Source organism: Stenotrophomonas sp. KH_052 (assembly GCF_057838755.1).
On sequence record NZ_CM174475.1, the window covers coordinates 1,009,891 to 1,030,493 of the forward strand.

Consider the following 20,603-nt stretch of genomic DNA (forward strand, 5'->3'; position numbering starts at 1 on the left):
CTCCAAAGACAGTCGAGCATGGCTCGACTCTACAAAAAAGCAGCCGAGCATGGGCTCGGCTCTACAGGTTGGCGGAAGCCCTCAGGGCACCGCGTATCCCGCCTTGCGCAGCAGCCCGCACAGCGCGATCAGCGGCAGCCCGACCAGTGCTGTCGGGTCGCGGTTGTCGATGGCCTCGAACAGGCTGATGCCCAGGCCCTCGCACTTGAAACTGCCGGCACAGTCCAGTGGCTGTTCTGCGGCCACGTAGCGGGCGATCTCGTCCTCGTCCAGCGCGCGGAAACGCACTTCGGTCAGGTCGATCGCCGTGAAGGATTCTCTGTTGCGCGTGAGACTGATGGCGGTATGGAAGCGCACGGTGTGCCCGGACATCGCTTTCAGCTGGGCGCAGGCCGCCTCGACCGTGCCGGGCTTGCCCAGCGGCTGGCCGTTCAGGTCGGCCACCTGGTCGGAGCCGATCACCCAGGCGTCGGGATGACGGGCAGCCACCTCGGCGGCCTTGGCGGCTGCCAGGCGCGTGGCCAGGGCCAGCGGGGCCTCGCCGTCCAGCGGGGTTTCATCCACGTCCGGGCGTGTGCAGTCGAAGGGCAGGCCCAGCCGTTGCAGCAGTTCACGGCGGTAGCGGGAGGTGGAGGCCAGGATCAGCGGCATGCGACAATACCGGGGCAGGGCGCGGCAGTCTGGCCCGTCCGCGACGCCAGCGGCAAGTCCTGTATGGCGGGCATTTGACAGCCGCCGCCCCGATCCTTAGTATTCAGCGGCTTATGTCCGCGAACGTGCCCGAAACGCTGGATGCCTGGCGGATGGTTGTAGCGCGAAGGCGCTTCGACGGCCAGGTCTCCCTGGCTGAATTGACCCGCCTGCAGGGGTTGGTCGCCGATACCGACGGTGAGTGTGTCTACTCGCTTGAATTCGGTCGCGACGACATCTTGCGGGTATCCTATGTGGAACTGACCATCGACACCGCGTTGCCGCTGACCTGTCAGCGCAGCATGCAGCGATTCCTGTTGCCGGTGAAGGTGACCCAGAGGCTTGGCCTGATCCGCGACGAGGACGAGGAATCGTCCCTGCCGGAGGAATACGAGGCGTTGCTGGTGCCGGAAGATGGCCAGCTGCGTCCCCTGGACCTGGTCGAAGACGAGTTGGTGCTGGCGGTGCCGGTGGTACCGCTGTCGCCCGACGGTGAAGCAGTCGACAAGGACTGGGCACCGAGCGAAGAAGAAACAAAGAAGGCCAACCCGTTTGCGGCGTTGGCGGCCTTGAAGAAACAATAGCAGCCGGATTGTCGTCGGCGGCTGCGGCGAAAGCGAAAGTGTGCTGGGCGCTGGCGTCCTGCGCGACGATACGACGAAGCAAAAACGAACCGAGTTTGGAGCAATCCCATGGCTGTCCAGAAATCCCGTGTCACCCCGTCCCGCCGCGGTATGCGCCGTGCGCATGACGCCCTGAGCGCCAAGCAGCTGTCGACCGACCCGACCACCGGCGAAGTGCATCTGCGTCACCACATCACTGCCGATGGTTTCTACCGCGGCAAGAAGGTCATCCAGACCAAGACCTCGGCCGTCGAAGAAGATTGATGTGCCGGGAAGGCCGCTGCCTCCGGGCAGCGGCCTTTGCCTTCTTTCCCGGGCTTGCCGGTGATCGGCGGCCTGCGCAACAGGAAACATGATGAGCAAGCGGATCTATTCGAGGATCGCGGGCACCGGTAGCTATTTGCCGGAAAAAGTCCTGACCAACGCCGACCTGGAAAAAATGGTCGAAACCTCGGATGAGTGGATCCAGTCGCGCACCGGCATTCGTGAACGGCACATCGCGGCCGAAGGCGAAACCACCAGCGATCTCGGCTACAACGCCGCGCTGCGCGCACTTGAAGCGGCCGGCATCGACGCTTCGCAGCTCGACATGATCGTGGTCGGTACGACCACCCCTGACCTTATTTTCCCGTCCACCGCGTGCCTGATCCAGGCCAAGCTCGGTGTGGCCGGATGCCCCGCCTTCGACGTCAACGCGGCCTGTTCGGGTTTCGTGTTCGCGCTGGGCGTGGCCGACAAATTCATCCGTTCCGGCGACTGCCGGTACGTGCTGGTGATCGGCGCCGAAACGCTGACCCGCATGGTCGACTGGAACGATCGCACCACCTGCGTGCTGTTCGGTGATGGTGCCGGCGCCGTCGTGCTCAAGGCCGACGAAGAGACCGGCATCCTCAGCACCCATCTGCATTCCGATGGCAGCAAGAAGGAGCTGTTGTGGAATCCGGTGGGTGTCTCGACCGGTTTCAAGGGCGGCGCCAACGGTGGTGGCACCATCAACATGAAGGGCAACGACGTGTTCAAGTACGCCGTCAAGGCGCTGGACTCGGTCGTGGACGAGACCCTGGCTGCCAACGGCCTGGACAAGTCCGACCTGGATTGGCTGATTCCGCACCAGGCCAACCTGCGCATCATCGAAGCCACGGCCAAGCGCCTGGACATGTCGATGGAGCAGGTCGTGGTCACAGTCGATCAGCATGGCAACACTTCGTCCGGCTCGGTGCCGCTGGCGCTGGACGCTGCAGTGCGATCGGGCAAGGTCGAGCGCGGCCAGCTGCTGCTGCTGGAAGCCTTCGGCGGCGGCTTCACCTGGGGTTCGGCCCTGCTGCGCTATTGATAGTGCAAGTTACGACAACGTGAAGTCTGTCGTTACGGCCCCTCTGGGGCCGTAACGCGTTTAAGGAGGACCTGTCATGGTTGAGCCCATCGTCATCGAAGGGCAACGTGCCTGGCTGAAGCAGTACGGCAAGGGAAGCCGGGCGCTGGCCCTGGGCCTGCTCAATTTTGTTGCCCGCCGTTTCCATCTCGATGCCCTGCGCCCGCCACCGCATCGCGGCGGTGACGCTGCACGCGAAACCGAAGCCCGTCGCCTGGCTGAACTGCAGGCGCAGGGGGTGAACGTGCCCGATGTGCTGGGTACCGGTCATGCCGCGCTGGTGATTGGCGACAACGGCAGTTCGTTCAATACCTGCCTGCGCGAAGCCGACGAGGCCGGTCGCGACCGGTTGGTGATGGCAGCGATGCTGGCCATCGCCGAAGCGCATGCGCGTGGCGCCTATTTCGGCCAGCCGCTGCCGCGCAATCTCACCTGGGACGGCCAGAAAGTAGGCTTCATCGACTTCGAGGAAGATCCGCTGGAAGTGATGGACCTGGCTGAAGCGCAGGCCCGCGACTGGCTGATGTTCGGCTACGGCGTCGCCAAGTACTACGCCGACCGCCCCGAGCACCTGCAGGCGATGATGGCCGAGGCGATGGGCGATGTTCAGGCACCGGTGCGCGAGCATGTGCATGCGGTCAGTGGCCGCCTTCGCAATCTGGCCTGGGTCTGCATGAAGCTGGGCCGTTCAGCGCGCGCGCTGGCGCATTCGATCTTCATCGCCCATGGCGCCAGTACCGCCGGCGTGCTGATGCTGGTCGGCCTGTGCGTGGATTTTCTCGCCGACGGTGATCTGGACGTCCTGCAGCTGTTCTGCTGATCATCGGCTGGAGTCAGATCCCTTTTCCCATCGAAAAGGGATCTGCCCCCGGATCTCCAGCGCCCTGCGACCCCCATTGACCATACGCGTGCATACGCGCACGTACAGACGACACGGCATGTTCCCCCTTATCATGGCCCGCTTCGATCGCAACAAGCGGATGACCGCGTGACCGTATCCACCCTCGCTTTTGTCTTCCCCGGCCAGGGCTCGCAGTCTGTGGGCATGCTGGCCGAGCTGGCCGAACTGCACCCGCAGGTGCGTGAAGCCTTCACCGAGGCATCCGATGGTGCCGGCGTCGACCTGTGGGCGCTGTCCCAGGGCGGCCCGGAGGAAATGCTCAACCGTACCGAATACACCCAGCCGGCCCTGCTGGCCGCAAGCATCGGCGTGTGGCGCGTCTGGAATGCCGTGGGCGGTCCGCGCCCGTCGGTGCTGGCCGGTCACAGCCTGGGCGAGTACAGCGCGCTTGTCGCCGCTGGCGCGCTGAGCCTGCACGACGGTGCGCACCTGGTGCGCCTGCGCGGCCAGCTGATGCAGGAAGCCGCGCCGGCCGGCGTCGGTGCCATGGCCGCCGTGCTCGGCGCCGAGGACCAGCTGGTGCTGGACGTCTGTGCCGAAGCTGCGGGCAGCCAGGTGGTAGTGCCGGCCAACTTCAATTCACCCGGCCAGATCGTGATCGGCGGCGACGCCGATGCGGTCGACCGTGCGCTGGCGCTGCTGGCCGAGAAGGGCGTGCGCAAGGCGGTCAAGCTGGCGGTCAGCGTGCCGTCGCATACGCCGCTGATGCGTGAAGCCGCCAACCGCCTGGCCGAAGTGATGGCCGGCCTGTCCTGGCAGGCACCGCAGCTGCCGGTGGTGCAGAACGTCGATGCCAAGGTCCATGACGGTATCGACACGATCCGCACCGCGCTGGTGCAGCAGTTGTACCAGCCGGTGCAGTGGACCGGGTGCGTGCAGGCGCTGGCTGGCCGCGGCGTCACCCGGATCGCCGAATGCGGCCCCGGCAAGGTGCTGACTGGTCTGGTCAAGCGCATCGACAAGGCCATTGACGGCCGCTCGCTGGCCACTCCGGGCGACTTCGAAGGCGCCCACGAGGCGTGGTCGGCCTGATTGCCCCTGTTCCTGCCGACCGTGCCGGTCGCCGCTGCAAGCGGCATGGGCGCGGCGGCCGTCCCAGCCTGAGGAAAACATCATGAGCAAGCCCCTGCAGGGTGAAATCGCACTGGTCACCGGTGCCAGCCGCGGCATTGGTGCCGCCATCGCCGATCTGCTGGCCGCCCAGGGCGCCACCGTCATCGGTACCGCCACCACAGAGTCCGGCGCTGCCGCGATCGGTGAGCGCCTGGCTGCCCACGGTGGTCATGGCCGTGCCTTGAACGTGACCGACGCTGCCGCGCTGGACAGCGTGCTGGACGGCATCGCCAAGGAATTCGGCCCGATCTCGATCCTGGTCAACAATGCCGGCATCACCCGCGACAACCTGCTGATGCGCATGAAGGACGAGGACTGGGCGTCGATCATCGACACCAACCTGACCAGCGTGTTCCGCACCAGCAAGGCGGTCATGCGCGGCATGATGAAGGCACGCAAGGGCCGCATCATCAACATCGCATCGGTGGTGGGCGTGACCGGCAACGCCGGCCAGGCCAACTACGCGGCGGCCAAGGCCGGCATCATCGGCTTCAGCAAGTCGCTGGCCAAGGAAATCGGTTCGCGCGGTGTCACCGTCAATGTGGTCGCTCCCGGCTTCATCGACACCGACATGACCAAGGCGTTGCCGGAGGAAGCGCGTACCGCGCTGATCAACGACATCGCTCTCGAACGCCTGGGTTCGCCGGAGGACATCGCCCATGCGGTGGCCTTCCTGGCCGGCCCGGCTGCCGGTTACATCACCGGCGAAACCCTCCATGTGAACGGTGGCATGTACATGCCGTAAGCAAGGGGCGCAGGGATTGCGCCGCAAGTGGTTGATCTGCTGAGGTTTTTGCTGCGATGCAAGGCCGCGCTGGTTTCCACTACACTATCCCACGGCCATCGCCTTTGATGGCGACCACTTTTGAACCACAACTCCATCTGGAGCGAGATCCCATGAGCACCATCGAAGAACGCGTCAAGAAAATCGTCGTCGAACAGCTTGGCGTCAAGGAAGAAGAAGTCACCACCAGCGCATCGTTCGTCGATGACCTGGGCGCTGACTCGCTGGACACCGTCGAGCTGGTGATGGCCCTGGAAGAAGAATTCGAGTGCGAGATCCCGGACGAAGAAGCCGAGAAGATCAGCACCGTCCAGGCCGCCATCGACTACGTCAAGGCCCACGTCAAGGCCTGATGTCAGACGGCAGTGCGCGCGCGGGCTCACGCTCGCCGCGCACCGCACCCCATGGGGCCGCTGTTGCGGCCCCGTGTGTTTGAGCATCACATCGAAGCAAACCGAGTTACCCGTAGAAACCATCCGGGTCAGGAGAAACAGCAATGAAGCGTCGCGTCGTCGTAACCGGCCTGGGTATCGTCTCGCCGTTGGGCAATGATCTGGCCAGCAGCTGGGAAGGCATCACCCATGGTCGTTCGGGCATCGGTCCGCTGACCAACGTTTCTGATGCCTATCTGGATCGGTTCACCACCAAGATTGCAGGTGAAGTCAAAGGATTCGACATCACCGCCGACAATGAACTGTTCGGCAAATTCCGGGTCAGCGGCAAGGATGCCAAGAAGATGGACCCGTTCATCCATTACGGCCTCGGTGCCTCGTTCATGGCCCTGCATGATTCGGGCCTGGAGATCACCGAAGCCAATGCCGATCGCATGGGCGCCATCGTTGGCGCCGGCATCGGCGGCCTGCTCGGCATTGAAGAGCAGACCATCGAGTTCCACGAGGGCAAGAAGATCTCGCCCTTCTACGTGCCCAAGACCATCATCAACATGCTGCCGGGCCAGCTGAGCATCATCACCGGCCTGAAGGGCCCGTCGTTCTCGGCGGTGTCGGCGTGCGCGACCTCGAACCATTCGATCGGTACCGCGATGCGCATGATCCAGTACGGCGATGCCGACGTGATGGTGGTCGGTGGTGCCGAGCGCGGCTCCTCGCCGACCGCAGTGGGCGGCTTCTGCGCGATGAAGGCCATGAGCACGCGCAATGACGCTCCGGAACAGGCCTCGCGCCCGTGGGACAAGGACCGCGACGGCTTCGTGCTGGGCGACGGCGCCGGCATCCTGATCCTGGAAGAGTACGAGCACGCCAAGGCACGTGGCGCGAAGATCTACTGCGAACTGGCCGGCTTCGGCGCCAGCTCCGACGCGTACCACATGACCGCCCCGAGCGAGAACGGCGAAGGCGCCGCGCGCTGCATGGTCATGGCCATGAAGGACGCCGGCGTGACCCCGGAACAGGTCGGTTACCTCAACGCGCATGGCACCTCCACGCCGCTGGGTGACCTGGGCGAAACCATGGCGATGAAGACCGCCTTCGGCGACCACGCCTACAAGATGATGGTCAGCTCCACCAAGTCGATGACCGGCCACCTGCTGGGTGCTGCCGGCGGCGTGGAAGCGATCTTCTCGGTGATGGCGCTGCAGGACAACGTCATCCCGCCGACCATCAACCTGCAGCAGCCGGGCGAAGGCTGCGACCTGGACTACGTGCCCAACGAAGCACGCCAGGCCAAGGTCGACGTGGTGATGTCCAATGGCTTCGGCTTCGGCGGCACCAACGGCACGCTGATCTTCAAGCGCGTCTGACCGACGTTGTAGAGTCGAGCCATGCTCGACTTTACATACGAAGAAGCCGCCGCAAGGCGGCTTCCGTGCATCTGAACCCCGAACTGGCCGCCATGACCCACGCCCCGCTGATCCACCCGCTGCCGCACCCGATCGACCTGCTGGCCCTGCAGCAGCACGATCCGGTGCGCTTCCCGCTGCTGATGGAATCCACCGCCTCGGGCACCGCGCAGGGCCGCTGGAGCCTGCTGCTGGCCGCGCAGGGCGATTGCCTGCGGCTGGATGCCGATGGCCGGGTGCGCGACCAGCACAATGCGGTACGCGCCGGCAGCTTCCTGCAGGTGCTGGACCGTGCCTGGCAGCGCGAACGCCTGCCGCATGACGGCAGCCACAGCCTGCCGTTCCGCGGCGGTTGGGCGTTGATGCTGGATTACGAAGTGGCCAGCCAGATCGAACCAGTGCTGCCGGCGCATGCGCGTGAGGACGGCCGCCCGACCGCGCTGGCGCTGCGTTGCCCGGCGGCGGTGCTGCACGATCACCACAACGACGCCAGTTTTGTCATCGCCGAAGCCGGTGAGCATGCGCTGCTGGATGCGTTGGTGGCACTGGCCTCGGCCGTGCTGCCCGAAGCAGGGCAGGGCTGGTTGCCGCCGCAGTCGGTCGGCGAGGACGCGCCGCAGCGCTTCACCGACGGCGTGCGCCGGGTGATCGAGTACCTGCGTGCCGGTGACGTGTTCCAGGTGAACCTGTCGCGGCGCTGGAGCGCACAGTTCGCCGCGCCGGTCAGTCCCCAGGCGTTGTACGCGCAGCTGCGCCGTGCCAACCCGGCCCCGTTCGCCGGCCTGTTCACCGCGCACGGCCGCCACGTGGTCAGTTCCTCGCCGGAACGGCTGGTGTCGGTGCACGCCGGCCATGCGCAGACCCGGCCGATCGCCGGCACCCGCCCGCGCTTCGAAGGCGATGACGATGCCGCGCGCATCCAGGAGCTGGTCGGCCACCCGAAGGAGCGTGCCGAGCACGTGATGCTGATCGACCTGGAGCGCAACGACCTGGGCCGCATCTGCCTGCCTGGTACCGTGGTGGTCGATGAACTGATGACCGTGGAAAGTTACGCCCACGTGCACCACATCGTCAGCAATGTCAGTGGCCATCTGCGTCCAGGCGTGACCCCGGGTGAAGTGATCGCCGCCACCTTCCCCGGCGGCACCATCACCGGCTGCCCGAAGGTGCGCTGTATGCAGATCATCAGCGAACTGGAGCAGGTGCCGCGCGGTGCCTACACCGGCGCCTTCGGTTGGCTGAACCGCGATGGCGACCTGGACCTGAACATCCTGATCCGCACCGCCGAAGTGGACGGCCACGAGGTCAGCTTCCGCACCGGTGCCGGCATCGTGGTCGACTCGGATCCGGACAAGGAACTGGACGAGACCCGCGCCAAGGCCCGCGGCCTGCTGCGTGCGCTGGGCCAGCAGGGGTAGTGCCGGCCGCTGGCCGGCAACCTCATGCACCCATGATCCGCGCGATCGCCGGCCAGCGGCCGGCACTACCGGTACCAGTGGGAGCCATTGTTTGGGTGGGTGCCGACCGTTGGTCGGCACGCAGGCGCCACCCCGGTCATGACCCCACACCACCGGCACGGTATCCTGCACGACGGAATCGAGTTCAGAGGTAGTCCATGGCGGGAGCCAAGCGCGGGTGTCTGTTCGTGGTAACGCTGGTGGTAGTGCTGGCCGCCGTCGTGGCCGGTGCGGGCGCGTGGTTCTTCTACCAGCAGACCCAGTTCGCCGACGCCCGGATCACCCCGTCCGCCGACAGCGTGGTCATCGCCAGTGGCGACGGCATGAACACGGTGCTGCGCAAGCTGCGCGACGCCGGCGTGGACGAGGGCCAGGACACCCAGTGGCAGCTGCTGGCGCGCCAGCTCGATGCGGCCGGCAAACTGAAGGTGGGTGAGTACGCGCTCAGCAACGACTTGACCCCGCGTGAGCTGCTGCTGCGCATGCGCGCCGGCAAGGTGCTGCAGCATCGCGTGACGATCATTGAAGGCTGGAACATCCGCCAGCTGCGTGCGGCACTGAAGCGTGCCGAACCGCTGCTGCACACCACCGATAAACTGGATGACGCCGCGCTGATGCAGCGCCTCGGGTTCGGCGGGCAGCATCCGGAAGGGCGTTTCCTGCCGGAGACCTATGTCTATCAGCGCGGCGACAGTGACCTGGACGTGCTCAAGCGCGCCCACGGTGCGATGGAGAAGGCGCTGGAAGAAGCCTGGGAAAGTCGTGCGCCGGACCTACCGATCAATACGCCCTACGAGCTGCTGACGATGGCGTCGATCATCGAAAAGGAAACCGCGCTGGCCAGCGAGCGCCCACAGATCGCCGGGGTGTTCATGCGCCGCCTGAAGATCGGCATGCGCCTGCAGACCGACCCGACCGTGATCTACGGCATCGGCGCGGCGTATGACGGCAACATCCGCCGCCGCGACCTGACCACCGATACGCCCTACAACACCTATACGCGTGCGGGCCTGACCCCGACCCCGATCGCCATGCCCAGCCGCGACGCGCTGATGGCGGCTGCACAGCCGGCCGCCGGTGACGCGCTGTACTTCGTCGCGGTCGGCGATGGCAGTGGCGCGCACGTATTCTCGCCCAGCCTGGACCAGCACAACGCCGCAGTGGCCCGCTACCTGCAGCAGCTGCGCCAGCAACGCACCAAGGAGACCCCGGCGCAATGAGTCCCGCGCTGCTTCGCCATCCCCGTTTCGTCAGCCTGGAAGGTGGCGAGGGCGCGGGCAAGACCACCGCCATCAACGCCATCCGCGATTGCCTGCGCAGCCACGGCCACGAAGTGGTGCTGACCCGCGAGCCGGGTGGTACACCGTTGGCCGAGCGCATCCGCGGCCTGGTGCTGAAACCCGATGCCGAAATCGCCGCCGAGCCGCTCAGCGCCGAAGCCGAGTTGCTGCTGGTGTTCGCTGCACGCGCGCAGCATGTGCGCCAGGTGATCCAGCCGGCCCTGCAGCGCGGCGCCTATGTGCTGAGTGATCGCTTCACCGATTCCAGCTACGCCTACCAGGGCGGTGGCCGTGGCCTCGACCCGCAGTGGATTGCCGACCTGGAGCGTCGCGCCGTGGGCCTGCTGCCGGGCCTGACCCTGCTGCTGGATGTGGAGGTTGCTGTGGGCCGCGCGCGTGCCAATGGTCGCGACCTGTGGCCTGACCGCATCGAAAGCGAGCAGGACGACTTCTTCCAGCGCGTGCGCGAGGTGTTCCGCAGTCGTGCGCAGCAGGATCCGCAGCGCTTTGCGTTGATCGATGCCGGACAGGTGCAGGAACGCGTGGCGGCCGATGTGGTCGCATGCGTCGAGCGCTGGCTGCAGGACGGGGAGGGCGCATGAGCACGTTCTCGCCGTGGCAGCAGCGCGCGTTCGAACAGACGGTCGCCGCGCTCGATGCTGATCGGCTCGGCCATGGCCTGCTGATCTGTGGCCCGGCCGGACTGGGCAAGCGCGAGGTGGCGTTGGCCTTGGCCGACCACGTGCTGGCGCGCGGCGATGCCGCGCATGCCACGCGCACGCGCCAGCTGATCGCCGCCGGCACCCATCCGGACCTGCAGTTGGTCAGCTTCATTCCGAACAAGAGTGGCGACAAGCTGCGCACCGAGATCGTCATCGAGCAGGTGCGCGAGATCACCAACAAACTGGCGTTGACCCCGCAGTACGGGGTGGCGCAGGTGGTGATCGTCGACCCTGCCGATGCCATCAACCGCTCGGCGGCCAACGCACTGCTGAAGACGTTGGAAGAGCCACAGTCCGGCCGCTATCTATGGCTGATCAGCAGCGACCCGGCGCGCCTGCCGCAGACCATCCGCAGCCGTTGCCAGCGCCTGGAATTCAAGCTGCCGCCGCAGCACGAAGCGCTGGCCTGGCTGCAGCAGCAGGGCCACAGCGAAGCATCGGCGCGCGAAGCGCTGGACGCGGCGCGCGGCCATCCCGGCCAAGCCGACAACTGGCTGCGCGAGGATGGCCTGAGCCTGCGCCGCGAAGTGGGCCGCGAGCTGGAACAGCTGGCCGCCGGCAAGACCGGCGCGGTGGAGCTGGCGCAGAAGTGGTGCGCCGATGACAACGCGGCGCTGCGCCTGCGCTTTGCCGCCGACCTGGCGCTGGCCCAGGCCAGCACCGATGCCTTGACCACGCCGGAGCGATTGCACAAGCTTGCAGCCTGGTTCGATGCGGCCAACCGCACCCGCGACCTGCTGCGCACCACGGTGCGTGCAGACCTTGCGGTGGTCGAGTTGCTGCTGGCCTGGAACAAGGTGAACGAGCGGCCTGCCGCAAGGGGAAATCGATGAGTGCCAGCAACGCCCGCCAGGGCATCCTGTCCCTGGCTGTGAAGGACAAAGCCGCGCTGTACAGCGCGTACATGCCGTTCGTGAAGAATGGCGGCATCTTCGTGCCCACGCCCAAGCGCTACTTCCTGGGTGACGAAGTGTTCCTGCTGCTGACCCTGCCCGATTCCAGCGAGCGCCTGCCGGTGGCCGGCAAGGTGATCTGGGTGACCCCGGCTGGCGCGCAGGGCAACCGTACCGCCGGCATCGGCGTGCAGCTGGCCGATGGCGCCGAAGGCGAGGGCGTGCGCCACAAGATCGAGACCCTGCTGGCTGGCCTGACCAGCTCGGACAAGCCGACCCACACGATGTGAGGCCGCGCTGGGCGGTCCTGTAGAGCCGAGCCATGCTCGGCTGCATGCCCCGAAACGCCTGTGACCCCGCCCCTCTGTAAAGTCAAGCCATGCTCGACCGCAGTCCCCGAAAACGCCCGTGAACACCTATGTGAAAAAGTGTTGACGGTCTCTGAAAAGCCCCTATAATGAGCGGCTCAGCAACACACCGGGCGGTTAGCTCAGCGGTAGAGCATTGCCTTCACACGGCAAGGGTCACAGGTTCGATCCCTGTACCGCCCACCATGTTGCAGAACGAAAAAAGCCTCCAGCAATGGGGGCTTTTTTGTTGCGCGAAGAATTGTGGGCATTTGTACAATCATGCTCAGGAGCTCATGGATTCCTGATTGTTGGATAGCCGTGTTCGTTCTAGAGTTCGCTCATCTTGCAATTCCGCGCGGGGGATGAATGAAAGGAAAGAAGGTTAAATGGCTGATATATACGGTACTTGTTGGCCTCATTCCGGTATTGTCTAGGTTGATGGTCTGGAGTGTCACATCTCCGGGAAGTGTCGCTCTAATATCGTCTTCCGATTTTGTAGCGTTTGGATTGGTGTTGCATATCTCAAACATAAACGAGATTGAGCATTTTTCAGGAGTGGATAGAGAATGGAAGACCATTCAAAATGGAACTTCAATCGCATTCATAGCTTTGTATAGCGTTCTATTTGCGTTGACTATAATCGGCGGAGGGCTAATTGATGGCGCTGCCATGAATGTGTGCACTTTAATTCTTTCGATGGTCTCATTCTTGATAAGTTATTCCGTTTATGATCGGATTTCTAGGGTCGAGGCTGTTGTGGGGGAGGAGCGTATATGACTTTATTGGTGGTGGTTGCGTCCATAGTTCTCTCGATTTCTGGGTTGGCGGTTTCCTTGTGGTCGATCTATACAACTAGAAAAAAATACTACCTTGAATACAAGGGGAGAAAGATGCGTGATTAGAAATTTCACATATCTTGATGAAGATAAGATGTATTCCTTGTCGTCTCAGTTGTTCGAGGGTGTAACTGAGTACGTTTTGAATGAATCATTCTCGGAGAAGAGCGAGTCTGAAGATCAGAAGGGGCCTGTGGGGAGCGGGAGGGTGCTGGGTGATATCCTGAGAAGTGGTGATAGAAGGACTGAGAAAAAGTTTCTTAATGATTATTCTTTTTCGATCTTTGAGAAAAGGTTGATTGACGATTCCGCTGTTTCTATTGTTTCTGCTTCGGCTAGCGATGTTGACTTTGATGGTCGATCCTTCGCTAAGGTTTCATCTCGTGTGGTTTTCAATGACATCAATTCAATCAAGAAAACTCTAGGAAATTTTAATGATGTTGGGCGGGCTATGGCCCACGTAACCAACTTCGAAGAAATTTCTGCTGCAGATAGGCAGCTTGGTGAGCTCAGACGGGCGGGTAAGGGGGGGCTAAGCTGCAAGCCGAGCTAAAGTCGCTGATGAACGTGGATAGAATTGCTAAAAATTCGGGGCTTTATCAGGACAAGAAATTCCTTGATGATTTGGCGTTGCTTCTTGAGTATGGATTTCAAGATCAATTGGAGATTCAGATGAATGTTGGTGAAAATATTTTTTCATCTAATCTAAATAGGTTGTTCTTGCGTGAATCTGAAGATTTATTGGTCCGGAAGTACTCAAGAAGAACGGAGGTTGAGTTCACGCTTTTTGGGATTGTGACGCAGTATAAAGGGGGGGCTGGAGCTTCTGAAGGGGCTGTAAGTGCGGATGGTATCAAGGGGGCGCTAATGAATTTGATTTCGAGTTTGATTGGGGTGGAGTCAACCTTTACTGGGCGGCTTGAAAATGAAATAATTGTAGATCCTATTGCTATTTATGTTGAGCTATAACTTATTGTGAAAATTGATGGGCTTGTGAATCTTGAGAATTTTGCTGGGCTAGGGTCGTTTGGGGGGTTTCTCGAATGTTGGTGAGTGCTGTTAATGATTCCGGCTGCACAGGAGCCTTTTTTCTGAAGTGGTTTTCCCATCTGACCACGACGCCCGCCTGCATTGACTGCCGTTCGAAGGTCATAATTGAATGCTAGCTTTGCCGATCTCAGTCGTGATTTGCTAAAAGACACTTCGCGATCATCGCCGTTGCATCCAGCAGGTCGTAGCCACTGCCGGCCCGCACCACCACCGCCAGCAGACTACGGCCCACCTCGGCATTGCCGCCGCTCAGTTCCATCCCGCCTTCAAAGCACAGATCGCCCAACCATTCGTGCGCCTGCTGCAGCCCGTGCTTGCGGACGCGGCGGAACTCCGAAAGCAGCTTGGCCTGGCCGGCTTCGTGCTCGCCATCGGCCAGCAGGCCGATGGCACCGCCGTGTGCCGCGCGCCAGATGGCTGGCAGCGGACGACCGTTCGCGTCCACCACGTCTGGCGAGAACGCGGCACAGTACATTTCGTAGCGTTTGCCTGCCGTACTGCGGGGCACGATGCCAGCCTCTGCGAGCAGGCGTTCGGCTTCATCCAGTGTGTTGAACTTCAAGCGCAGCAGCGCAGGGCGGCTCAGCTGCTGTGCCAGCGCCTGCTAGTGGGCAGCGAACCAGACGTTCCAGCCCACGCTTGCGCGGCCTTCCAGTGCGGCCTTGAAGTACTCCAGGTGTTCGGCGTCCATTGCGTTCTCCTGCGATTCCCTGCGCGATTGTAGCCACGTGGCGGCCAGTCGCTCAGGCGGTTCCACCTTCCAGGCAATGGTTGGCTTCGCGCACCAGCTGCCGTGCGGCCACGATCAACCCGTCAGTGTGGAAGGCGCCCAGCTGTTCATCCGGGCCGGCCTCGTTGCGCGCGCGGTCGGCGGCCTGCAGCAGATCGAGCACTGCGGTGAGCCCCGCCATCGAGCGGCGCAGCGACGCGTGATTGCTCGCGGCAAGGGTGAGGCTGCTGCACGGCTGCCCGTCCTCGCCATCGACGTTGTTGATGGCATTGAGGCACGCGAAAAACGCGGGTGACTGCACGGGCAGGTTCTGCTCGTCCAATGCGCACTCGATCTCGCGTGCGATGTCGTCGGGAACCTGGATGGCGATGTCGGCAATCAAGGCGTACAGGCGTGGAAACGATGCGGCTCGTTTGGTCATGGCGAAACCCTCACTGGCGTAGGGCCACCTTCCGAAAGGAAGGTGGCGGACGGTGCGGGTTGGCGTACCTAGGCAGAAAAGCTCACAGGGAGAAAAGGCCCGGCGGATCTTGCGATCCCCACGCACCGCCCGCCATTGAAGGCAGTCGGTGCATTCTCTTTGTTGCGATCTGGATCGCAACATCCTGTGAGCCTGTTCGTTTATTCGAGACGCCAATCCCGACCAGGGCGTGCTGCCTTGGCGATGCGATCATCGATCCACGTAAAGACGGAAGTCATTGAGGAAAGTTGCAACAACGCCAGCCAAGACGGGGTTCCACCATCCATGGGGTAATCCGCGCCTTGTCTGAACGAAGCAGCGCCGCTACACAGCCCAAGTAGATGGCGATCACGTCACCCGGCGCGGGCGCAGACAAACGTGCCATCCATGAAAGCAGACGTTCCATCCATGCGCTGTGCCGCCCCTCCCGACGAGCGTAGTCTCGGCTCACTGTCGTCCCATCTGGCCCTGGAGCCCCGCCATGCCGCTTGCCCGCATCGATCTTCGCAAAGGTAAATCCGCCGACTACCTGCAGCGCGTCGGTGAAGCCATCTACCAGGCCATGCGTGCGGTGGGCGTGCCGGAAAATGATCGCTTCCAGATCTTCCAGCAACACGAGCCGGGCACGTTGATCTATGACCCCGGCTACCTGGGCGTGGACCGCACCGACGATTTCATCTGCATCCAGATCACCTGGAACGAAGGGCGCACGCTGGAGCAGAAGAGGGCGCTGTACGCCGGCATCGCCGAGGGCCTGCACGCGGCGGTGGGTATCCGCCGAGAGGATGTGTTCATCAACCTGGTGGAAGTGAAGCGGGAAAACTGGTCGTTCGGGAACGGGCAGGCGCAGTACGTGAGTTGATGCGCGAAGCGCATCCACGCATGGCGTGGATCCACAGCGTGGTGGGCGTGCGCAGGGAGGGCGTGCCCATCGCTGTGGCCGGCAGCACAGCCCTGCGTCACCGTGTCGCAGGGGGCAAACCCTGAACCAGGTCCAAGGTTGGTCAGGGCCCCGTAGAATGGCGGCGTGCGCCGTTCTGCTCTCCACCGCCGGTTCCAGGCCCTGGCATGGCTTGCCATGCTGCTGGTGCTGCTCGCCCCGCTGGTGAGCCGCTGGCTGGCGCACGGTCACGTGGCTGCTGCAGCACCGGTGGCCGCCATGGACCACGCGATGCACGCAGAGCATGCGCAGCACGCGATGGAAGGCCATCACGACCACCACGCGATGGCGATGCCGCACGGCGAGGCCGCAAAGAAGCCACCTGCCGATCCACACGCCGATCATGAGATGGGCGTGGACTGCGATTACTGCCTGATCGCTGCACGGCTGATCACGGTGCTGGTGGCGGCAGTGCTGCTGTTGGCGCCGATGGCACCGGTGTGCCGCGCGCTGCGCGGCGCGGTGCGGGCGTTGCCGCAACGGATCAGCGGCACATTGGGAGCGCGTGGGCCGCCAGCCTTCATGGCCGCCTGAGCCGCACGCGTGTTGCATTGAACATTTTTCCATGAGGTTGCCGGCCACGGCCGGTGCCCGCACGCGCGTGTTTGTCCCTTTCTGATTGCTGCCCTGCAATTGCGGGGCGGCCCTGCATGCCGTGAAAGAATGAAAACGAACCCCAACTCCGCGCGCCTGCGTCGGGCGACGCTACCTGTCCTGTGCGCGTTGCTGCTGCACACCGCTCCCCTGCTTGCCGCCGACGCGGCTCCCCCCACCACGTTGGATACGGTGCGCGTGGTCGACACCCGCAGCGGTGAACTGTCTTCCACCGCCAGCGCCGGCTCTGCGCTGGGCCTGAGCGTGCTGCAGACACCGGCCAGCCTGACGGTGATTTCGCGCGAACAGCTGGAACAGCGTGGCGACAACAACCTCAACGATGCGATCAGCCGGGCAGGCGCGATCAGTGCCATGCCGCACCCCGGCAACGGCCTGAGTGCACTGTCCAGCCGTGGCTTCACCGACGGCGCCTCGGTGATGCGGTTGTATGACGGGCTGCGCCAGTACGGCGGCGTGGGCATCACCTTCCCGTTCGACACCTGGTCGATCGAGCGCATCGAAGTGCTGCGCGGACCAGCCTCGGTGATCCATGGCGACGGGGCGATCGGCGGGGTGATCAACATTGTGCCGAAGAAGCCTTCGCGCGGTGCCATCGAGAACGAGATCAGCGTAACCGTGGGCAGCGAAGACACCGCGCGCCTGGGCTTCGGCAGCGGTGGCGCGCTGACCCCGGAGCTGGCCTACCGGCTGGATGTGAGCGGGAACTACGGCGGTGGCTGGGTCGACCGCGGCCGCAACAGCGATGCCACTTTCTCCGGTGCATTGCTGTGGCAGGTGCGCCAGGACCTGCAGCTGACACTTACCCACGCGCAGGGTTACCAGAAACCGATGCGCTACTTCGGCACGCCGCTGGTCGAGGGGCGACAGCTGGAGGCGCTGCGCCACCGCAACTACAACGTGGAAGACAGCGACATCCGCTACCGCGATCGCTGGACCCAGTTCGATGCGCTGTGGACGCCGAACGCGAATGTGGAATGGCGCACGCGCCTCTACCAGATCGACAGCCAGCGCGATTGGCGCAATGCCGAGGCCTATGTCTACAACCGCGCCACTGACTTGATCGATCGATCGGGCAATACCGAGATCACTCACAACCAGGACCAGACCGGGCTGACCTCCACGCTGCGCGTGCAGGGAACGGCGGGTGGCCTGCAGAACAGTTTCGCGGTGGGCCTGGACGCCAACCGCGCGCACTTCAAGCACACCAACAACACCTATGCCGGCAGCTCGGGCCCGGTCGATCCGTTCGATCCGGTGCCGGGCCAGTTCGCCAGCGATGCGCCGAACCTGCCGCGCTACCGCAACAGTGCCGAGCAGTTCGCGCTGTTCGTGGAAGACCGGTTGGCGCTGAGCGAGCGCTGGTCGGTGCTGGGTGGGCTGCGCCACGACCGTGCACGTATCGATCGTACTGATCTGATCAGCGGCCAGAACGCGTTTTCGAAGACCTACAGCAGCACCGGCTGGCGTGCAGGTACGGTATTCGCGCTTCGGCCGACGCTGAGCCTGTATGCGCAGTACTCGCAGGCGGCGGATCCGGTCAGCGGCCTGCTGATGATCAGCCCGGCCAACGGTGCATTCGACCTGGCCAAGGGGCGGCAGATCGAGGTCGGCCTGAAGCAGGCCTTCGAGGGCGGCGAGTGGACGCTGGCGGCGTATCGCATCCGCAAGACCGGGCTGCTCAGCCGCGATCCGCTGGTACCGGACCGCCGCGTGCAGGTGGGCGCGCAGACCTCGCGCGGTATCGAGGCGTCGTTGAACTGGAACTTCGCGCCGCACTGGACGTTGGATGCCAACGCCACGGTGCTGAAGGCCGAGTTCGAGGACTTCCTGGAAACCACCGGTTCGCCGCCGATGCTGGTCTCGCGCGATGGCAACGTGCCGCCGAACGTGGCCGAACGCCTGGCCAATGTGTGGTTGAGCTGGCGGTTCGCGCCGGACTGGAGCGCGGCGGGTGGCGTTCGCTATGTCGGCAAGCGCTACGCCGACAATGCCAATACGCTGGAATTGCCCGGCTACAGCACCACCGATCTGGCGCTGACCTGGCAGGCAGCGCCGCGCACGCGGCTGACCGCTCGCCTGTTCAACGTGTTCGACAAGGCGTACTACGCCACCGCGTACTACACCAGTACACAGTGGCTGCTCGGCGCGGATCGCCGCGTCGAGTTCACCGTCGATCATCGCTTCTGAGGACGCGCACCATGTCGCTGCGATCCACCGCCAAGCGCTGGACCTACCTGGTGCACCGCTGGCTGGGCATTGGCGGATGCCTGCTGATGCTGTTGTGGTTCGTCAGCGGGATGGTGATGTTGTTCATCGGCTACCCGAAGCTGACGCCCGGTGAACGTCTGGCGGCATTGCCGGTGCTGCCGGAGGCCCACGATCTGCACGGGCTGTCGGTGCTGCCTGCCGCCGTGCAGGCCGAGCCGGAGGCCGTGGCACTGACCACGCTGCGCGGCGAGCCGGCGTATGTGGTGCGCGCGGGAAGCAACGTCGGGGCGTGGTCAGCCGTCACTGGCCAGGCCCTGCTGCCGGTGTCGGCACAGCGCGCCGAAGCATCGGCGGCACAGTTCGCCGGCGGTCCGGCCTTCGTTGGTGCGATGCGGGTGGACGAGGATCGCTGGACGCATTCGCGCGCGCTAGACGCGCACCGGCCGCTGTACCGGGTGGAGGTGGGGGGCGCACAGCCCGGTGACCTGTATGTGTCCTCGCGCACCGGTGAAGTGGTGCTGGACGCACCGCATGTGCAGCAGCGCTGGAACTATGTGGGGGCCTGGCTGCACTGGCTGTATTTCCTGCGCATGCAGTCGGTGGATCCGGTGTGGACGTGGGTGGTGATCGTGCTGTCCGCGCTGTGCACGGTGGCGGCGGTCAGCGGGATCGTGGTGGGGGTATGGCGCTGGCGTTTCCGTGGGCACTATCGCTCGGGTGCGAAGACACCGTATGTCGAGCCGTGGATGCGCTGGCACCATCTGATCGGACTGGTGGCGGCCGCCTTCGTTTTTACCTGGATCTTCAGCGGGCTGATGTCGATGAATCCGCTGGGGATTTTCAACAGCACGCGCGAGGCGATCGACAGCGGACGCTATCGCGGTGGTGCGGTGGCGGTGGATGGCGCATTGGGTACACCAGCGGCGCTGCTGGCGGTGGCCGACGCTACGCGGTTCAAGCCGGTGGAGATCCAGTGGCGACGGATCAGTGGTGAGCTGTTCGCGGTGCTGCTGGATGGGAAAGGCGATACCCGCATCGTGTCCGAGGCTAACGGGCGGCTGCAGGTCGCGCGGCGTCTGCCGGCAGCATGGCTGCAGCAGAAGGCCAAGGCGATGTCCGCTGCGCCCATGCAGCAGTTCACGATCCTTCAGGCAGCGGATGCGTACTTCTATCCGCGCGCACCGGAGGCGATGAACGGTGCGGCGGTACGGCGCTTCCCGGTGGCGGTGGCCCGGTTCGGCGATGCCGAGGCCACGCGCGTTTACATCGACCTGGCGACGGGCGATCCATTGCTGACGATGGGGCAGCGTGAGCGGGTCGGGCGCTGGCTGTTCTACTTCCTGCACAGCTGGGACCTGCCCGCCATGCTGCGCCAGCAGAACACGCGGCTGGGCGTGCTGCTGGTGCTGAGCGTGGCTGGCACGGCGCTGTGCGCCACCGCTACGGTGATCGGCTATCGGCGTCTGCGGATGAAAGTGCGGCGTCGGCGGCCTTAGCACGCTGACGCTGGCCTGGCGCGTATGAGACCATCGGGCGTTCCTGGCCATGAAGGCTGCGGCCCGATGTCGACGGCCAGGGAAGTGCAGGGACTCACGCTTGCAAGAGGTGCAACGGAGTCCCTGGATAGGATTTCCACACAGCGTAAATGGAGCAAGGATGAATTACGTTTCGATGGGTGTTCTTGCAATTGGAATTGCAGCGGCGTCTTCAAGCGTTCAGGCCAAATCATTGCCGCGCCTGTACAGCTTTCCAACCACAACGACCGCGTCTGTTTCCAATGC

23 protein-coding genes and 1 tRNA gene are annotated in these 20,603 nt (G+C 64.0%); 21 read left to right on the forward strand and 3 right to left on the reverse strand.

What is annotated here, in order from left to right:
* Positions 1-81 precede the first annotated feature (81 nt).
* Positions 82-651, reverse strand: a complete 570-nt coding sequence (locus AC3ITW_RS04530) for a Maf family protein (protein WP_489390089.1) — start codon at positions 649-651, stop codon at positions 82-84.
* 113 nt (positions 652-764) lie between these two features.
* Between AC3ITW_RS04530 and AC3ITW_RS04535 the strand changes: the two genes are divergently transcribed.
* From AC3ITW_RS04535 to AC3ITW_RS04615, 17 genes are all read left to right on the forward strand, one after another.
* On the forward strand, positions 765-1,274 hold the full coding sequence (locus AC3ITW_RS04535) for a YceD family protein (protein WP_004146886.1): 510 nt from the start codon (positions 765-767) through the stop codon (positions 1,272-1,274).
* A 108-nt stretch (positions 1,275-1,382) separates the two neighbouring features.
* Positions 1,383-1,577, forward strand: a complete 195-nt coding sequence (rpmF, locus tag AC3ITW_RS04540) for a 50S ribosomal protein L32 (protein ID WP_004154640.1) — start codon at positions 1,383-1,385, stop codon at positions 1,575-1,577.
* Between the two features lie 91 nt (positions 1,578-1,668).
* Positions 1,669-2,646, forward strand: a complete 978-nt coding sequence (locus AC3ITW_RS04545; protein WP_004146896.1) for a beta-ketoacyl-ACP synthase III — start codon at positions 1,669-1,671, stop codon at positions 2,644-2,646.
* A gap of 76 nt (positions 2,647-2,722) precedes the next feature.
* Positions 2,723-3,505 (forward strand): BUD32 family EKC/KEOPS complex subunit, encoded by a 783-nt coding sequence (locus AC3ITW_RS04550; RefSeq protein ID WP_489390090.1) that lies wholly within the window; start codon positions 2,723-2,725, stop codon positions 3,503-3,505.
* A 168-nt stretch (positions 3,506-3,673) separates the two neighbouring features.
* Entirely contained in the window at positions 3,674-4,618 is a 945-nt protein-coding gene (gene fabD, locus AC3ITW_RS04555; protein ID WP_489390091.1) for an ACP S-malonyltransferase, read from the forward strand.
* Positions 4,619-4,700: 82 nt separating this feature from the next.
* Positions 4,701-5,444 carry a 3-oxoacyl-ACP reductase FabG gene (gene fabG, locus AC3ITW_RS04560; protein ID WP_004146899.1) on the forward strand — a complete coding sequence of 248 codons (744 nt, stop codon included), beginning with the start codon at positions 4,701-4,703 and terminating at the stop codon, positions 5,442-5,444.
* A gap of 152 nt (positions 5,445-5,596) precedes the next feature.
* The gene (gene acpP, locus AC3ITW_RS04565) at positions 5,597-5,836 is read left to right on the forward strand and encodes an acyl carrier protein (RefSeq protein WP_012510218.1); all 240 of its coding nucleotides are present in this window, start codon (positions 5,597-5,599) and stop codon (positions 5,834-5,836) included.
* A 143-nt stretch (positions 5,837-5,979) separates the two neighbouring features.
* Positions 5,980-7,242 carry a beta-ketoacyl-ACP synthase II gene (fabF, locus tag AC3ITW_RS04570; protein ID WP_004146925.1) on the forward strand — a complete coding sequence of 421 codons (1,263 nt, stop codon included), beginning with the start codon at positions 5,980-5,982 and terminating at the stop codon, positions 7,240-7,242.
* A gap of 92 nt (positions 7,243-7,334) precedes the next feature.
* Positions 7,335-8,699, forward strand: a complete 1,365-nt coding sequence (locus AC3ITW_RS04575; protein ID WP_489390348.1) for an aminodeoxychorismate synthase component I — start codon at positions 7,335-7,337, stop codon at positions 8,697-8,699.
* Between the two features lie 197 nt (positions 8,700-8,896).
* On the forward strand, positions 8,897-9,958 hold the full coding sequence (gene mltG / locus AC3ITW_RS04580; RefSeq protein WP_489390092.1) for an endolytic transglycosylase MltG: 1,062 nt from the start codon (positions 8,897-8,899) through the stop codon (positions 9,956-9,958).
* Complete coding sequence (gene tmk, locus AC3ITW_RS04585) at positions 9,955-10,620, forward strand: dTMP kinase (protein WP_004146930.1); 666 nt, start codon at positions 9,955-9,957, stop codon at positions 10,618-10,620. Before mltG ends, tmk begins: the two co-directional genes overlap by 4 nt.
* Positions 10,617-11,573 carry a DNA polymerase III subunit delta' gene (locus AC3ITW_RS04590; protein WP_489390093.1) on the forward strand — a complete coding sequence of 319 codons (957 nt, stop codon included), beginning with the start codon at positions 10,617-10,619 and terminating at the stop codon, positions 11,571-11,573. Before tmk ends, AC3ITW_RS04590 begins: the two co-directional genes overlap by 4 nt.
* Positions 11,570-11,923 carry a PilZ domain-containing protein gene (locus AC3ITW_RS04595; RefSeq protein ID WP_004146965.1) on the forward strand — a complete coding sequence of 118 codons (354 nt, stop codon included), beginning with the start codon at positions 11,570-11,572 and terminating at the stop codon, positions 11,921-11,923. Before AC3ITW_RS04590 ends, AC3ITW_RS04595 begins: the two co-directional genes overlap by 4 nt.
* A 189-nt stretch (positions 11,924-12,112) precedes the next feature.
* Positions 12,113-12,187, forward strand: a tRNA-Val gene (locus tag AC3ITW_RS04600).
* Positions 12,188-12,349: 162 nt separating this feature from the next.
* The gene (locus AC3ITW_RS04605; protein ID WP_489390094.1) at positions 12,350-12,760 is read left to right on the forward strand and encodes a hypothetical protein; all 411 of its coding nucleotides are present in this window, start codon (positions 12,350-12,352) and stop codon (positions 12,758-12,760) included.
* Between the two features lie 117 nt (positions 12,761-12,877).
* On the forward strand, positions 12,878-13,372 hold the full coding sequence (locus tag AC3ITW_RS04610; RefSeq protein WP_489390095.1) for a DUF6414 family protein: 495 nt from the start codon (positions 12,878-12,880) through the stop codon (positions 13,370-13,372).
* A gap of 8 nt (positions 13,373-13,380) precedes the next feature.
* Positions 13,381-13,788: a DUF6414 family protein gene (locus AC3ITW_RS04615; RefSeq protein ID WP_489390096.1), complete on the forward strand. Its 408-nt coding sequence runs from the start codon at positions 13,381-13,383 to the stop codon at positions 13,786-13,788.
* 208 nt (positions 13,789-13,996) lie between these two features.
* Here the strand turns inward: AC3ITW_RS04615 and AC3ITW_RS04620 are convergent, their stop codons facing one another.
* Both AC3ITW_RS04620 and AC3ITW_RS04625 read right to left on the reverse strand, forming a co-directional pair.
* Complete coding sequence (locus AC3ITW_RS04620; RefSeq protein WP_489390097.1) at positions 13,997-14,431, reverse strand: hypothetical protein; 435 nt, start codon at positions 14,429-14,431, stop codon at positions 13,997-13,999.
* A 181-nt stretch (positions 14,432-14,612) separates the two neighbouring features.
* On the reverse strand, positions 14,613-15,020 hold the full coding sequence (locus tag AC3ITW_RS04625; RefSeq protein WP_368851292.1) for a hypothetical protein: 408 nt from the start codon (positions 15,018-15,020) through the stop codon (positions 14,613-14,615).
* Positions 15,021-15,540: 520 nt separating this feature from the next.
* Here AC3ITW_RS04625 and AC3ITW_RS04630 point away from each other — a divergent pair.
* From AC3ITW_RS04630 to AC3ITW_RS04645, 4 genes are all read left to right on the forward strand, one after another.
* A complete protein-coding gene (locus AC3ITW_RS04630) occupies positions 15,541-15,921 on the forward strand; it encodes a tautomerase family protein (RefSeq protein WP_489390098.1) in 381 nt (126 codons plus the stop codon).
* A 216-nt stretch (positions 15,922-16,137) separates the two neighbouring features.
* A complete protein-coding gene (locus AC3ITW_RS04635) occupies positions 16,138-16,533 on the forward strand; it encodes a DUF2946 family protein (RefSeq protein WP_489390349.1) in 396 nt (131 codons plus the stop codon).
* Between the two features lie 129 nt (positions 16,534-16,662).
* The gene (locus AC3ITW_RS04640; RefSeq protein WP_489390099.1) at positions 16,663-18,801 is read left to right on the forward strand and encodes a TonB-dependent receptor; all 2,139 of its coding nucleotides are present in this window, start codon (positions 16,663-16,665) and stop codon (positions 18,799-18,801) included.
* Between the two features lie 11 nt (positions 18,802-18,812).
* On the forward strand, positions 18,813-20,318 hold the full coding sequence (locus AC3ITW_RS04645) for a PepSY domain-containing protein (RefSeq protein ID WP_489390100.1): 1,506 nt from the start codon (positions 18,813-18,815) through the stop codon (positions 20,316-20,318).
* Positions 20,319-20,603 lie beyond the last annotated feature (285 nt).